Source organism: Streptomyces sp. NPDC028289, from assembly GCF_055565975.1.
Genome location: NZ_JBVHTI010000008.1, coordinates 15,455 through 29,801, shown reverse-complemented (window position 1 = coordinate 29,801; position 14,347 = coordinate 15,455). Strand labels below are relative to the sequence as shown.

At 72.4% G+C, this 14,347-nt stretch carries 12 protein-coding genes; 7 read left to right on the top strand and 5 right to left on the bottom strand.

Going from position 1 to position 14,347, the window contains the following annotated elements; genetic code table 11:
• Positions 1 to 219 precede the first annotated feature (219 nt).
• The gene (locus ACZ4UV_RS36775; protein ID WP_451019996.1) at positions 220 to 720 is read left to right on the top strand and encodes a hypothetical protein; all 501 of its coding nucleotides are present in this window, start codon (positions 220 to 222) and stop codon (positions 718 to 720) included.
• Here the strand turns inward: ACZ4UV_RS36775 and ACZ4UV_RS36770 are convergent.
• Both ACZ4UV_RS36770 and ACZ4UV_RS36765 read right to left on the bottom strand, forming a co-directional pair.
• The gene (locus tag ACZ4UV_RS36770; protein WP_467843961.1) at positions 698 to 2,530 is read right to left on the bottom strand and encodes a potassium channel family protein; all 1,833 of its coding nucleotides are present in this window, start codon (positions 2,528 to 2,530) and stop codon (positions 698 to 700) included. The two genes, ACZ4UV_RS36775 and ACZ4UV_RS36770, sit on opposite strands and share 23 nt — an antisense overlap.
• Before the next feature lie 181 nt (positions 2,531 to 2,711).
• The gene (locus tag ACZ4UV_RS36765; RefSeq protein ID WP_451019998.1) at positions 2,712 to 5,231 is read right to left on the bottom strand and encodes an ATP-binding protein; all 2,520 of its coding nucleotides are present in this window, start codon (positions 5,229 to 5,231) and stop codon (positions 2,712 to 2,714) included.
• Between the two features lie 182 nt (positions 5,232 to 5,413).
• Here ACZ4UV_RS36765 and ACZ4UV_RS36760 point away from each other — a divergent pair, with 182 nt between their 5' ends.
• Entirely contained in the window at positions 5,414 to 6,973 is a 1,560-nt protein-coding gene (locus ACZ4UV_RS36760; RefSeq protein WP_467844783.1) for a Na+/H+ antiporter, read from the top strand.
• A 129-nt stretch (positions 6,974 to 7,102) separates the two neighbouring features.
• Here ACZ4UV_RS36760 and ACZ4UV_RS36755 read toward each other — a convergent pair whose 3' ends face one another.
• Positions 7,103 to 7,225 carry a hypothetical protein gene (locus tag ACZ4UV_RS36755; protein ID WP_451019999.1) on the bottom strand — a complete coding sequence of 41 codons (123 nt, stop codon included), beginning with the start codon at positions 7,223 to 7,225 and terminating at the stop codon, positions 7,103 to 7,105.
• A gap of 411 nt (positions 7,226 to 7,636) precedes the next feature.
• Positions 7,637 to 8,302, bottom strand: coding sequence for a hypothetical protein (locus tag ACZ4UV_RS36750; RefSeq protein ID WP_467843956.1), 666 nt, complete (start codon positions 8,300 to 8,302; stop codon positions 7,637 to 7,639).
• Positions 8,303 to 8,709: 407 nt separating this feature from the next.
• Between ACZ4UV_RS36750 and ACZ4UV_RS36745 the strand changes: the two genes are divergently transcribed.
• The 3 genes from ACZ4UV_RS36745 to ACZ4UV_RS36735 all read left to right on the top strand — a co-directional run bounded on the left by ACZ4UV_RS36745 (position 8,710) and on the right by ACZ4UV_RS36735 (position 11,795).
• A complete protein-coding gene (locus tag ACZ4UV_RS36745) occupies positions 8,710 to 10,665 on the top strand; it encodes an APC family permease (RefSeq protein ID WP_451023116.1) in 1,956 nt (651 codons plus the stop codon).
• A gap of 162 nt (positions 10,666 to 10,827) precedes the next feature.
• Complete coding sequence (locus ACZ4UV_RS36740; protein ID WP_451022635.1) at positions 10,828 to 11,349, top strand: hypothetical protein; 522 nt, start codon at positions 10,828 to 10,830, stop codon at positions 11,347 to 11,349.
• 50 nt (positions 11,350 to 11,399) lie between these two features.
• Positions 11,400 to 11,795, top strand: a complete 396-nt coding sequence (locus tag ACZ4UV_RS36735; protein WP_351494654.1) for a TOBE domain-containing protein — start codon at positions 11,400 to 11,402, stop codon at positions 11,793 to 11,795.
• Between the two features lie 161 nt (positions 11,796 to 11,956).
• On the opposite strand, the gene ACZ4UV_RS36730 is transcribed toward ACZ4UV_RS36735, so the two are convergent.
• Complete coding sequence (locus ACZ4UV_RS36730; protein ID WP_467843951.1) at positions 11,957 to 12,445, bottom strand: molybdopterin-dependent oxidoreductase; 489 nt, start codon at positions 12,443 to 12,445, stop codon at positions 11,957 to 11,959.
• Between the two features lie 206 nt (positions 12,446 to 12,651).
• Between ACZ4UV_RS36730 and modA the strand changes: the two genes are divergently transcribed.
• Together modA and modB are read left to right on the top strand one after the other, a co-directional pair.
• Complete coding sequence (gene modA, locus ACZ4UV_RS36725) at positions 12,652 to 13,485, top strand: molybdate ABC transporter substrate-binding protein (protein WP_467843948.1); 834 nt, start codon at positions 12,652 to 12,654, stop codon at positions 13,483 to 13,485.
• The gene (gene modB, locus ACZ4UV_RS36720; RefSeq protein WP_451022632.1) at positions 13,482 to 14,330 is read left to right on the top strand and encodes a molybdate ABC transporter permease subunit; all 849 of its coding nucleotides are present in this window, start codon (positions 13,482 to 13,484) and stop codon (positions 14,328 to 14,330) included. The genes modA and modB overlap by 4 nt, the downstream gene beginning before the upstream one ends.
• Positions 14,331 to 14,347: the final 17 nt, after the last annotated feature.

The following is a 14,347-nucleotide window of genomic DNA, read 5'->3' as shown; positions in this document are numbered from 1 at the left end:
CCCGCCCCGGCCACCTCCGACAACCCATTGCGCGTTCTTCGCGCGAGGGGGTCCGACTTTGATGACTTCTTGACGGGGGTGACCGCAGCGCACCGCAGGGGCGCGGGGAACTGCACGCTCGGCCCCCACCGGCCCGCGCGGACCCACAACCGTCAGAGTCCCATCAAAGACATGCCCCACCTGCAGACGCCGCGCCCCACCACTCCCTACCTTCACCCCATGCCACACTCCGAGGACCACCGCTGGTCCAAAGACGTCTACGCATCGGCCCGTTGCGCAGGCGCCCTCCTCGCCCTGCTCCTCCTGGTCGACTGGGGATCAGGGACGTTCACCTGGTGGCGCGGCACCCTCTGGACCACCCTCGCCCTGCTCCTCTTCGGCGTCCTGTGCCCCGCCAGGGTCCGCGCCGGCGACGGCTGGCTCACCTCACGCCGGCTGCTGCGCACCCGCAGGGTCCGCACCGACCGCCTGGTCTCGGTCCGCCGCCTGGACGGCATCTCCCCCCGCCTGCTGCTCCGCGACGCCTTCGGCGACCGGCTGGAGATCGACCCCCGGGTCCTCGTCGACAACCCCGACCTGTGGCTGCGCGTCGACGCGGGCGCCCGCAAGGCCGTCGAGGCCGGCACCCTGCGCTGCGGCTCGATCGCCCTGAGCCGCCTCGCTGAACAGGTCGAGCGCGAGAACGCGTTGGGCGTCTTCAAGGCGTCGGGCCTGGATTAGCGCCATTGGCACCCACCCCCGTCATCAGCACGTCGAGGCCCCGCCGCGTCGTGGCCATCACCACCCGGTCCCCCGCCTCCAGCACCCGCCCCTGCGCCGGCCGCCAGTCGAAGGCGGGCTGTCCCGGGGCACCCCCACCGGCCGGCCCCACCGCCAGCACCCGCCACTCCCGTCGCCGGAACGCCTGGTGCACCGAGCGTCCCTCCAGCTCCGGATGCCCGGCCACGTCCACGCAGGTGAACAGCAGCGACCCCCGCTCCACAGGCATCACCCCCAGCACATGGCGCCCCATCATCGCGGCGGCGAACGACGGCGCGGCCAGCGCCGAAACGCTTCTGCTCCGGGTGAGCGCATCCGGGTAGGACGCCCGCAGCGTGCGCTGGACGGTCGCGGCGAAGGCGTCGTCGTACAGCCGTGTGACCACCCGTACCGCGGGGTTGGCCTCCCGGACGGCCATGACGATGTCGAGGTTCTGTCCGTCGTCGCGGGTGAGCACGAGCAGGGAGCCGCACTGGCGAACCCGGGCGAGGTCGAGGACGCCGGGGGCGGTGGCGTCCTCCAGGACCAGCGGGACGCCGAGTTCCCGGGCGAGCGCGACCCCCCTCGCACGCGGGTCGCGCTCGATGGCCACGACCTGGTGGCCGGTGCTGCGCAGCCGGTCCAGCACCCGGGTGCCGACCATCCCGAGGCCGACCAGGACGATGTGGCCGCCGACGTCGTCGTCGGGCGGATGGTTCACGGAAGCGGTGCGGAACGCCTCGGTCGCGTTCATGGTCGCGGCGACCACGAGCGGCAGCACCGCCAGCCCGACGAAGCCGGCGAGGAGCTGGAGTATGCGGCGGGCGGGCGACTCCTCGGTCGCCGGATCCCCCATCGTGAAGATGTCCAGCAGGGGCAGGTAGAAGTTCTTCCACCAGGGGTGCTCGTCCGCGAACAGCGCGGTGGCGGTGGACAGCGCGACCACAACCGCAGCCAACGAGCCGTAGACGGCCGCCAGTTGCCGGGAGCGGAAGACCCGCCACGGCAGGTGGGCGAACCGGGCCCGCAGCCAGTGCACCGGCCGGAACCGCCAGGCGCGGCGGGCCGGTTCGGCCGTGTCGAGGTGGACGACCTCCTCCAGCGTCAGCCGCCCGTGCGTGAACTGCCGGTGGTACGCCGTCCGGTCGTCCGGCAGCAGCAGGGTGCCGTCCTCGCCGGCCGTCTCGGCGCTGTCCTGGCTGGCCGGGTCGTCCTCGTGCGCGCCGGAGAGCACGGCGAGGGTGGCCAGGTCGGTGGCGTGCGTCGGGGTGCCCGCGGGCCGTACGACACCGCGGAAGACCTTGCCCTCGACCTGGAGGGTGTGCCCGTGCCCCAGGGCGGCCGCCGCGACCAGTTCCGGTACGGCGGTGTCGGCATCGGACAGCACGGTGGTGGAGGCGTCCGGTGCGGGGGCGTCGCACAGGCCCGCCGCCCGGTCGAGCAGCCGTTCCAGGTGGCTGCCGCGCTCCCGGTTGAACATCCGCACGACCAGCCGCACGGAGGGGTTGACGGCGCGGGCGAGCAGGGCCGCGGTGACGTTGACCTGGTCGTCGCGGTAGGTCAGGGCGAGCGCGGCGGCCCGGGCCACGCCGGCCGCGCGCAGGGTGGCCTCGTCCGGGCGGGCGGAGATGTGCAGGTGGACGGCGGACGCCGGGTCGCGGTGCAGGGCGGCGACCCGGGCACCGTGCTCGTCGTCGGCGGACGGCAGGACCACGGTGACGACCTCGCCGCACACGGCGTCCAGTTCGACGGCGAGCCGGTGCGCGAGGCCGTCGTCGCCGCAGATCACCATGTGGCCGGTTCTCTCTCCGGATGCCGCTGGTACGAGCACAGTTGACGTCACATCAGCCTGAACGGCACCGGCCGTGACACCGGTTCCGGCCGGACCGCCGCCCGCCGTTCAAAACTCCGCCAAGAACATGTCAAGAAGCGGGAGCGGGCGCGGGACGGTGGGCCGACCGCCGGCCCACGGGTCAGCCCGCGCCCGTCGGTCCCGCGGCGGCACCTCCGATGCCCTGTGGTGCGCGGAAGGGCTGGGCCCGGTCGGCCAGGGGCAGCGAGACGACCATGGTCAGTCCGCCGCCCGGGGTGTCCTCGGGGGTCAGGGTGCCGTCCATCGCCTCGGTGAGCCCGCGGGCGAGGGCGAGTCCGAGGCCGAGGCCGGTGGTGTTGTCGGTGTCGCCGAGCCGCTGGAAGGGCTCGAAGAGACGGTCGCGGCCGCCCGCGGGCAGACCGGGGCCCCGGTCGATGATCCGGAGTTCGGCGCGCCCGGCCAGCGCGCTCGCCGTCACCAGCACCCGCTTGCCGGGCGGGCTGTAGCGGGCCGCGTTGCCGACCAGGTTGGCGATCACGCGCTCCAGCAGCGGCGGGTCGGCCAGCAGCGGGGGCATGTTCTCCGGTTCGCCGTGCACCTCGGCCGTCGGAGTGTCCGCCAGGGCCGTCGGGAGCACCTCCTCCAGGGCGGTGGCCCGCAGGTTGAGGGTGAGGACGCCGGCCTCCAGACGGCTGAGGTCGAGGAGGTTGTCGACGAGGCGGCTGAGCCGGGCCATGGACTCCTCGGCGGCGGCGAGGAGTTCGTCGCGGTCCTCCGGGGAGAACTCCACCTCCCGGCTGCGCAGCGAGGTGACCGCCGCCCAGCCGGCCGCGAGCGGGGTGCGCAGGTCGTGGCCGACGGCCCGCAGCAGCGCGGTGCGCATCCGGTCGGCGGCGCGCACCGGTTCGACCTCGGCGGCGGCCTGGGCGAGCCGGGCCCGCTCCACCGCCGACCCGACGTGCGCGGCGAACGCGGCGAGCACCCGCCGCTCGGACGAGGAGGGCGTACGGCCGCGCAGGACCAGGTAGTTGCCGGGACCCGCGGGAACGGCGGTGACGTCGGCGCCGTCCGGCGGCTCGTCGACGAGTGCGGCGGAGTCCATGCCGAAGGTCTCGCGGGTGCGTTCCAGGAGCGCCGGGATGGTCTGGCCGCCGCGCACGATGCTGCCGGCCAGCGACGACATGGTCTCCGCCTCGGCGGTGGCCCGCGCCGCGCGCCTCGACAGCCGCAGCGAGCGGTCGACGACCGCGGCGACGGTGGCGGCCACGACCGCGAACACCCCCAGTGCCAGCAGGGCGTTGGGGTCGTCGAGGGTGAACCGGCCGATGGGCGGGATGAACCAGTAGTTCAGCAGCAGGGACGCGGTGACGGAGGCGATCACTGCGGAGGTCACCCCGCCTATGCAGGCCACGCCGACCACCGCGAGCAGGAAGAGCAGGGCCTCGCTGGTGAGGTTGACGGTGCCGCGCACCTGGGCGAGGGCGACGGTCAGCAGGACCGGGAGCACCAGCCCGGCGACCGGCCCGGCGATCAGGCGGCCGGTGGAGAGGGTGCGGCGGCGGGAGGGCAGCAGGGTGCCGCGGCCGGCGCGCTCGTGGGTGACCCGGTGGACGTCGATGTCACCGGAGAGCGCGGTGACGGTCTCCCCCGTGCCCGGTCCGGTGAGGAAGCGTTCCAGGCGACCCCGGCGGCTGGTGCCGAGGACCAGCTGGGTGGCGTTCTCGGCCCGCGCGAAGTCCACCAGGGCGGTGGCCACGTCGTCGCCGACCACCGAGTGGTAGCTGCCGCCGAGGTCCTCGACCAGCCGGCGCTGCCGGGCCAGCGAGGCGTGCGAGACGCCGGCGGCCAGGCCGTCGCTGCGGGCCACGTGCACGGCGAGCAGGTCGCCGCCCGAGGACCGGTCGGCGATGCGTGCGGCCCGTCGTACCAGGGTGTCGCCCTCCGGGCCGCCGGTCAGCGCGACCACCACCCGCTCGCGGGTCTCCCACACCCCGCCGATGGCGTGCTCGGCGCGGTAGGACTGGAGGGCCTCGTCGACCCGGTCGGCGACCCAGAGCAGGGCCAGCTGGCGCAGCGCGGTGAGGTTGCCGGGGCGGAAGTAGTTGGCGAGGGCCGCGTCGATCTTCTCCGGGGCGTAGATGTTGCCGTGCGCCATCCGGCGGCGCAGGCCCTCGGGCGGGATGTCGACGAACTCGATCTGCTCCGCCTTGCGGACCACGTCGTCGGGCACCGTCTCGTGCTGCGGCACCCCGGTGATCTTCTCGACGACGTCCTTGAGTGACTCGAGGTGCTGGATGTTGACGGCGGTGATCACGTCGATGCCGGCCGCGAGCAGGACCTCGACGTCCTGCCAGCGCTTGGGCCGCCGGCCGTCGCCGGGGATGTTGGTGTGCGCGAACTCGTCGACGATCGCGACCTCAGGGCGGCGCGCCAGCACGGCGGCGACGTCCGTCTCCTCGAACTCGCCGCCCCGGTATCCGCAGCGCAGCCGTGCCACGACCTCCAGGCCCTCGGTCATCGCCTCGGTCAGGGGCCGCCCGTGGCACTCCACGAACCCCACCACCACGTCCGCGCCCCGGGACGCACGGCGCCGGGCCTCGTCGAGCATGCGGTAGGTCTTGCCGACCCCTGGGGCGGCCCCGAGGTAGACCTTCAGTCGTCCGCGCGGTACGTCGTTCATCACCTCGAAGACAAGCGCGCCGCGGGGCCCCGGGTCCGGCCTCTTGACGCGTCTCTGGCGCCGCTGACGAGGACGTTGACACTGTCTTGACGGCCCCTGGCCGGATAGGGTGAAGGCGGTGTGCCGGGAAGTCTGGTCGGCCGGGAGTCACCGTGGCTTCCGATGGGCCCCAGGGGGACGGCATGCGCGGCGTGGGTACGGTTCTCGCACTCGTGGTACTGGCCACGGTGGTGGCGACCTTCGCCCGCCGGTGGCGGATTCCCGCCCCCTCCCTCCTCGTCGTCGCGGGCCTCGCCGTGGCCCTGCTGCCGGGCACCCCGACGATCCGGGTCAGCCCGGAGGTCATCGGCCTCGTCGTCCTCCCGCCGCTGCTCTACGCCAGCGCGGAGGAACTCTCCTGGCGCGAGCTGCGCGTGGTGTGGAAGCCGGTGAGCGTGCTCGCGGTCGGCCTGGTACTGGCCTCCGCCGCGGCCGTCGGCGCGGTCGCCTCCCTGGTCACCCCGCTGTCCTGGCAGATGGCGCTGGTGCTCGGCGCGATCCTGGCCAGCACCGACCCGGTCGCGGTGACCGCGCTCGGCCGCCGGCTCGCCCTGCCGCCCAGAGTGCAGATGCTGGTCCAGGCCGAGAGCCTCTTCAACGACGCGACCTCCCTGGTCCTCTACCGGGTCGCGGTGAGCGTCGCGGTGGCCTCGGCGGCGGCGGACTGGGGGGCGGCGGGCGGCGAGTTCCTGCTGCTCGCGGGCGGCGGCACGCTGATCGGAGCGCTGGTCGCCGCGGTCGTCACGGTGATCAGGCGACGCACCGAGGACCCGGTCCTGGAGACGGTGATCTCCCTGGTCACCCCGTACGCGGCGTACGTCCTCGCGGAGGCGGCCCACACCTCCGGGGTCACGTCGGTGGTCGTGGCGGGCGTGGTCCTGGGCGGTCGCGGCGACCGGCTCACCAACGCCCGGATAAGGCTCCAGCTGCACGCCGTCTACGGCACGGTGGTCTTCCTGCTGGAGAGCGTGGTCTTCAGCCTGATAGGGCTCGCGCTGCCCGCCCAGGTACGGGCCCTGTCCGACGGCGACCGGGCCTGGCCGCTGTACGCGCTGGCGGTGGCCGGCACCCTGATCGCGGTACGGCTGCTGTGGCTGGCGCCGCTGTCGGCGGTGGTGCAGCGCAAGGGCGGCATACAGCGGCCGAACTGGCGGGTGCCGGTGGTGCTGACCTGGGCCGGCACCCGGGGTGTGGTGCCACTCGCAGCCGCGCTGTCGATCCCGGTGACGGCGAAGGACGGCTCGGCGCTGACCGAACGCCCGCTGGTACTGGTCCTCACCACGTCGGTCGTGGTCGTCACCCTGGTCGTACAGGGCTTCTCCCTGGCCTCGGTGGTGCGCCGGTCCGGCATCGCCCTGGAACCGGACCACACCGAGCGCGAGGAGGCCGCCGCCCGCTGCCGGCTGGCCGACGCGGGCATCCGGCGGCTGGAGGAGCTGTCCGAGCTGGAGGCCGTACCGGACGTGGTCCTCGACCGGCTCCGGCGCGGCCTCCACGCGCGCCTCGACGACGCCCGCGACCGCCTCGCCGACAGCACGGCAGAGTCGGCCGACCTGGTCTACCGCCAGCTGCGCCGCGACCTGATAGCGGTGGAGGCGGCGGAGCTGCGGCGGCTGTACGACGAGCACACGATCAGCGACACGACACGAAGGCGGCTCCAGCGGTCGCTGGACCTGGAGGAGGCGAGGCTGGCGGACGCGTAGCGCGCCGCGGCAGGAGCCGTTTCCCGGCTTCTCAGCGGAACTCCGCCGGCCGGGGCCGGGGCCTGAGCCCCAGCCCGGTCAGCGCCATGGCGAGCAGCACCATCCCGCAGGCCCATGACAGGTGGCCGGTCAGCTCGCCACGCCCGCGGCCACCGACTCGTCGAGGCGGGTGCGGTTGATGCCCGTCACCTGGTCCAGATCGGCCGTCCACGCGCCGAAGTGCGCGTTCGGCGTGCCCGCCGCCCAGCCCACGCATCCCCAGGGCGACGGCGAGCAGGACCGTGGCCGCGCGCAGGAGACGCAGCCGGGCCGGTCGAGCGGAGACGGCGACGCGGAGCGGCCCGCGCGGCCACGGTCCGCTCCCCCGGGCGCGCCTCGCGCGGCCCCGGGGCGGGTACGGGCGGCGGCGCTGCCACCGTGACCGGCCGTGACTCCTCGACAGCCTCCGCCGGAGGTCTGTGCGCTGTGCCGGCCGTGATGGTCACGGTCCCCTCCCAGGTACCCGCCACGGACGGTCGCCCGCCCCCGTACCGGTCAGCCTGCGACCGCGTCCGGCCATGAACGATCGGTCTTGATGCGCTCCTGACGCCCCTCCAGGCGGGTTCGGCTCCGGGCCGAGCAGGCACGTTCAGCGAGGTGACCAGCTCGATGCGACCAACCGCTTCAGGCGGGGGGATCCGCCGGCGACGCGATCTCCAGGATCACGGCGGGAAGCGCGGCCTCCAGGACCTGCCTGCGTGGCAGCGAGAGCCCGAAATGCCGTTCGATGATCTCCAGTGCGGTGCGGTGCACTTCACGGCGAGGCACGTCGGGGTCCGGCAGCCCGGCGGCAGCCAGCATCTCCTCGACGCGTACCGCCACCTCGCGGTCACCACTCACGCCGTCGTATCCCCATGAACCGTCCAGGTGGAGATTGAACGCACACACGAGACGCTCGTCATGGAGGTAGGAGAACTGAGGTGGTACCGGCTTGCCGTTCTCCTCTTCGAATTCCAGCTGGAAGACGTGTGCACCACCCCGGGACACAGGCGGCTCCGGGCCGAACTCCGCCTGCCAGCCGCCGTACTTGACCACGAAGGCCCATTCGCCGGTCTCCCCGTAACGCAGACCTATCGGGGGATGGGGCTCCCAGGGACCGCCCTCCACGACATCGATCAGGTCCTTGCCGGTGAGGCGGCCCAGACCACGCGCCGTGCGTCTCGGCCCGAACACCGTGGCGGTCAGCCGCGATACCAGCTCCTCGGCGTCCAGCCCCCGGGCGAGCACGACGCTGTAGCCGCCGAAGGCGATCGACTGGGGAGCAGCAAGCCATGCGATTCCGTCGGTCATGGTGATCATCGTGACGCACCCTTGCCGGGCGTGTCACGAGGCCCCGCAGCCGCCCTCCTCCGGTCGGGCATCGGCTCCGACGCGCTCACTCGCCGAGTGAAGTGCTCCTCCGTGTCCCCGGTCCCGCGCCCGCAAGCCGGCGTACGGGATAACGCTCGGTGTCCGGAACCCGGCGCCCACCCGCCGTCCCCCGTACAGCCCAACGTCCCTCCGCGGCCTCCGAGCCACCCTTTCCTGATGGCCGACCACCGCCTGTCAGGGCATTCTTAACGCAAGCTTGACGCCCAGCGCCCTCCGATCCGTGGGCCCACGCGTCACTCTCTGCTTACGCTGGTGCCGCCGTCCGCGTGATGGCCGGAATCGAACTGCGCCCCACCACACCGCGCCGGACACCAGGAGCCGACCCCATGGCCACGACCGAACACCCCCCTCCCAGTCGCCTGCGCGCCTGGATGCTGGAGGGGCTGTCCGACATGGGCAAGGGCGGCGGGCACACCGGTCCCCACGCGCAGCCCGAACCCGCGCACCAGGGCCAGCGCTGGTGGCGGGTGATGTGCCTGACCGGTGTCGACTACTTCTCCACCCTCGGCTACCAGCCCGGCATCGCCGCCCTGGCGGCCGGTCTGCTGTCGCCGATCGCGACCATCGTGCTCGTCATAGTCACCCTGGCCGGCGCCCTGCCGGTCTACCGCCGCGTCGCCGAGGAGAGCCCGCACGGCGAGGGCTCCATCGCCATGCTGGAGCGGCTGCTCTCCTTCTGGCAGGGCAAGCTCTTCGTGCTGACCCTGCTCGGCTTCGCCGCCACCGACTTCCTGATCACCATCACCCTGTCGGCCGCGGACGCCTCCACCCACCTGGTGGAGAACCCGCACCTGACCGACTTCCTGCACGGCAAGCAGATGATCATCACGCTGTTCCTGGTGGCTCTGCTGGGCGCGGTCTTCCTCAAGGGCTTCCTGGAGGCGATCGGCGTCGCGGTCGCCCTGGTCGGCATCTACCTCGCACTGAACGTCGTCGTCGTGATCGTCGGCTTCTACCACGTCATCACCGCCGAGCACGTCGTCACCGACTGGACCAGCGGCCTCACAGCGGAACACGGCAACGTATTCGTCATGATCGGCGTCGCCCTGATCGTCTTCCCGAAACTCGCCCTGGGTTTGTCCGGCTTCGAGACCGGCGTCGCCGTCATGCCGCACGTCAAGGGCGAGCCGGGCGACACCGAGCAGCAACCCACCGGGCGGATCCGGGACACCAAGAAGCTCCTCACCACGGCCGCCCTGATCATGAGCTGCTTCCTGATCGCGACCAGCTTCATCACCACGCTGCTGATCCCGGAGAACGAGTTCAAGCCCGGCGGCGACGCCAACGGCCGCGCCCTCGCCTACCTGGCGCACGAGTACCTCGGCAACGCCTTCGGCACGGTCTACGACGTCTCGACCATCGCCATCCTGTGGTTCGCCGGCGCCTCCGCGATGGCCGGCCTGCTCAACCTCATGCCCCGCTACCTGCCCCGCTACGGCATGGCCCCGCACTGGGCCCGCGCCGTCCGCCCGATGGTCATCGTCTTCACCCTGATCGCCTTCCTGGTCACCTGGATCTTCGACGCCTCCGTCGACGCGCAGGGCGGCGCCTACGCCACCGGTGTGCTGGTGCTGATCAGCTCCGCGGCGGTCGCGGTGACCATCGCCGCCCGCAAGGCCGGGCAGCGCAAGTGGACGATCGGGTTCGGGGTCATCTCGGCGGTCTTCCTCTACACGACCGTCGTGAACGTCATCGAGCGGCCCGACGGTGTGAAGATCGGTGCCTGCTTCATCGTCGGCATCATCCTGGTCTCGCTGCTCTCCCGCCTCGCCCGCGCCTTCGAGCTGCGCGTGACGAGCGTGGCCCTCGACGACATGGCGGAACGATTCATCCGCGATATGGCCAGCCGCAAGATGCGGTTCATCGCCAACGAGCCGGACCGGCGCGACAAGGCCGAGTACCGCGACAAGATCGAGCAGATCCGGGCCGACAACGAGATGCCCGAGCAGGAGGACTTCGTCTTCGTCGAGGTGACGGTCACCGACCCCTCCGAGTTCGAGGCGGGTCTGACCGTCCGCGGCGAGGTCCTGCACAACCGCTACCGCGTGCTGACCCTGGAGTCGGCCTCCATCCCCAACGCCCTGGCCGCGCTGTTGCTGCACGTCCGGGACGAGACCGGCTGCATCCCGCACATCTACTTCGAGTGGACCGAGGGCAGCCCGTTCGCCAACTTCCTGCGCTTCTTCCTCTTCGGCCAGGGCGAGGTCGCCCCGGTCACCCGCGAGGTGCTGCGCGAGGCTGAGCCGGACCGCGCCCGGCGGCCGCGCGTCCACACGGGCTGAGGGCCGCAGGCCGGACACGGGGGCACACGGGGGCACACGGGGCACGGGCACAGGGCACAGGGGGCACAGGCCGTAAGAATCCCGTCAAGAACCGCTCGGTCCGCATAAGAACCCTGTCAGCGGTCACTCCCCCGCGGCCACCGACCCCCTACCGTCGGCCTCATGGAGGACAGAAGACCCGGGGGCCGGGCGGCCGGTGACCGAACCTGGCGCGGCAGCGCGCGTCTGGCCGTCGGCTCTGCCCTCGGCTTCGGGGGGCTGACGTTCGCGGTGGACTGGGACGCCGGCACGCTCACCCCGGCCCGCGCCCTGCTCTGGGTGCTCCTGTCGGCCGCGATCCTCCTCATGCTGCTGCCGGCCCGCGTCACGGCGGGCCCCGGCTGGCTGGCCGTCCATGGCCCGCTCCGCCGCCGTACCGTCCGCACCGACTCCCTCGTGTACGTCGGCCAGTACGGGGACGTCGCCGCGCATCTGGTCCTGCGCGACACCCGGGGCAACCGGCTGGAGCTCGACCCGGGTGTCCTGCACGCCAACCCCCTGCTCTGGCACGAACTGGACACCGGCGTCCGCCGCTCCCTGGAACGCGGCACCCTGCGCCGGGGCACCGAGGTGCTGGCACGGCTCGGCCACGAGATCGACGACACGAACGCACGCGCGGTTCTCGAGGCGTCCGGCCTCACCTGACCGGCGACCCCACGTCCGCGCACCCCGCCACCCGGCCCTATGGTGAGCGCATGCCCTCCTACACGATCGGCCAGGCGGCACGGCTGCTCGGCGTCAGCCCGGACACCGCCCGCCGCTGGGCCGACGCGGGCCGGATGGCCACCCACCGGGACGAGGGCGGCCGGCGGCTCATCGACGGCACGGACCTCGCGGCGTTCTCCGTCGAACTGGCCAAGGCCGGCACCGCCGAGGAGGACGCCTCCTACACCTCGGTCCGCAACGCCTTCCCCGGCATCGTCACCGCGATCAAACTCGGCGACGTCGCCGCCCAGGTCGAGATCCAGGCCGGCCCGCACCGGCTGGTCTCCCTCCTGACCCGGGAGGCGGTCGAGGAACTCGGCCTGGAGGTCGGCATGGAGGCCACCGCCCGGGTGAAGTCCACGAACGTGCACATCGACCGCGTCTGACGGCTCACCCGGCCGGTACGGCCGTACCGCCCTACGTTCGCCCGTTCACCTGCACAGCAGGGCGGCCCACAGGTCCAGCCGGTCGCCCAACCGGGACAGCCCGTTCAACCCGGTCGCCCCCGCCCTGGCCAACGCGGTGCGGGACGCGACGGGCGTGCGGTTCACGAAGTCGCCGCTGACACGCGACCGGGTGTGGCGGACTCTGGATGCCAGCCGCCGTACCCCCCGTCCACCCGGATCCCCCTGATGCCGCTGATGTGCCTGGCCCCGCAACGGTCCTGGGGCAGCACCAGTTGGGGTCCCGCCCCGTCCAGCGGGCTGTCGTCGATGCTGACGCCGAGCAGAACCGGGGCGTGGGCGAAGTCGGGGTCGATCTCGGTCCAGGAGAGCAGCGCGTGGTGCCCGTCGGCGCCGGAGACCGCGATGAGGAAGCGCAGCCGGTCCTTGCGGCGGCCGGGGTCGAATTCGGGTCCGGCCGCGGTGAGGACGTCGTACAGCCGCGGTCCGGTGAAGCCGTGGTGCTGGATGCCGCTGGTGGCGCACTCGAAGCTGACCCGCACCCGGTGCTGGGGCCAGCGCAGGAGGTCGGGCACGGTCAGCCGGGCCGGTCGTGCGAGGTCTCCGGTGAGGACGAATTCGGCGAGCGTCATGTGCGGCCACCTCCCGGATGACGGTACCCGCAGCGCGTCACCGTACAAACGCACATGCCAGCTTCAATCGCCATGTATGCAGCTCATGCGATGTGACAGAAGACTTACGCCTGGCAATTGCGGCAGTATCATCGCCAGGCGGCCGATAGACGGTTCGCGGCAGGGCGCGACAGATTGTTCATGGAATCCAGAGGAGTTCACTCGTGATGACCCGTTCCGTTCGCCGGACCCGGCGGACGCTCCAGGTGGCCGGTGCCTCGGTCGCGGCCCTGCTGGCCCTGAGCGCCTGTTCCTCCTCCTCCTCCGACGACGACTCGTCCGCGACGACGAAGTCGGACACGTCGGCGGCGGCGACGCCCAAACTGTCGGGCTCGATCACCGTGTTCGCGGCGGCCTCGCTCCAGGAGAGCTTCACGACCCTGAAGGCCGACTTCGAGAAGGCCCACCCGGGCACCAAGGTCAACTTCAGCTTCGGCGGCAGTGACACCCTCGCCGCGCAGATCACGAGCGGTGCGCCGGCCGACGTCTTCGCCGCCGCGAGCGCCAAGACCATGGCGATCGTGACGGACAAGAAGGACACCGCCACCACGCCGGCCACCTTCGTCCGCAACCAGCTGGAGATCGCCACCCTGCCGGGCAACCCCGACAAGATCTCCTCCCTGAAGGACCTCACCAAGCCCTCGCTCAAGGTCGTCCTCTGCGACAAGACGGTGCCGTGCGGTGCCGCCGCGCAGAAGGCCCTGGACGCCGGCAAGCTGAAGCTCACCCCCGTCTCCTACGAGGAGGACGTGAAGTCCGCCCTCAACAAGGTGGTGCTGAAGGAGGCCGACGCGGCGGTCGTCTACAAGACCGACGTCAAGGCCGCCGGCAGCAAGGTCGAGGGCGTGGAGTTCCCCGAGTCCGCAAACGCGATCAACGACTACCCGATCGCCCTCCTGAAGAACGCCCCGAACCCGACGGTGGCCAAGGCGTTCATCGCCCTGGTGCAGTCCGCCGAGGGCCAGAAGGTGCTGAACGACGCCGGGTTCCTCAAGCCGTGACGAAGGCCGACGAGTCCGGCGCCGCGGCCGGCACCCTCACGGGCGGTCCGCGGCGCCGGCGCGTCCGGTCGGCCGTGCCGCTACCGCTCCTCCTCCCCGGAGCGGTAGCTCTGGTCTTCCTGCTCCTGCCGTTGGTCGCCCTGCTGGTGCGGGCCCCCTGGCGCAGCCTGCCGTCGCTGCTGACCAGTACCGAGGTGTGGCAGGCCCTCCAGCTCTCCCTGGTCTGCGCGACGGCGGCGACGGCCGTGAGCCTGGTCCTGGGCGTACCGCTGGCCTGGCTGCTGGCCCGCACGGAGTTCCCCGGCCGGGGCTTCGTACGGGCGCTGGTCACCCTTCCCCTCGTCCTCCCCCCGGTGGTGGGCGGTGTGGCCCTGCTCCTGGCCCTCGGCCGCAACGGAGTGGTGGGCCAGTGGCTGGACGCCTGGTTCGGCATCACGCTCCCGTTCACCACGGCCGGTGTGGTGGTCGCCGAGTCCTTCGTGGCCATGCCGTTCCTGGTGATCAGCGTCGAGGGCACGCTGCGGGCCGCCGACCCCCGCTACGAGGAGGCCGCCACCACCCTGGGCGCCTCCCGTTTCACCGCGTTCCGCCGGGTCACGCTCCCCCTCATCGCCCCCGGCATCGCGGCCGGCGCGGTCCTGGCCTGGGCCCGTGCACTGGGCGAGTTCGGAGCGACGATCACCTTCGCCGGCAACTTCCCCGGCCGCACCCAGACCATGCCGCTCGCCGTCTACCTGGCCCTGCAGAACGACCCTGACGCGGCGATCGCCCTCAGCCTGGTGCTGCTGACGGTGTCGATCGCGGTACTGGCGGCACTGCGCGATCGTTGGATGACGGCATCTTGAGGACGACCTGGTGGACG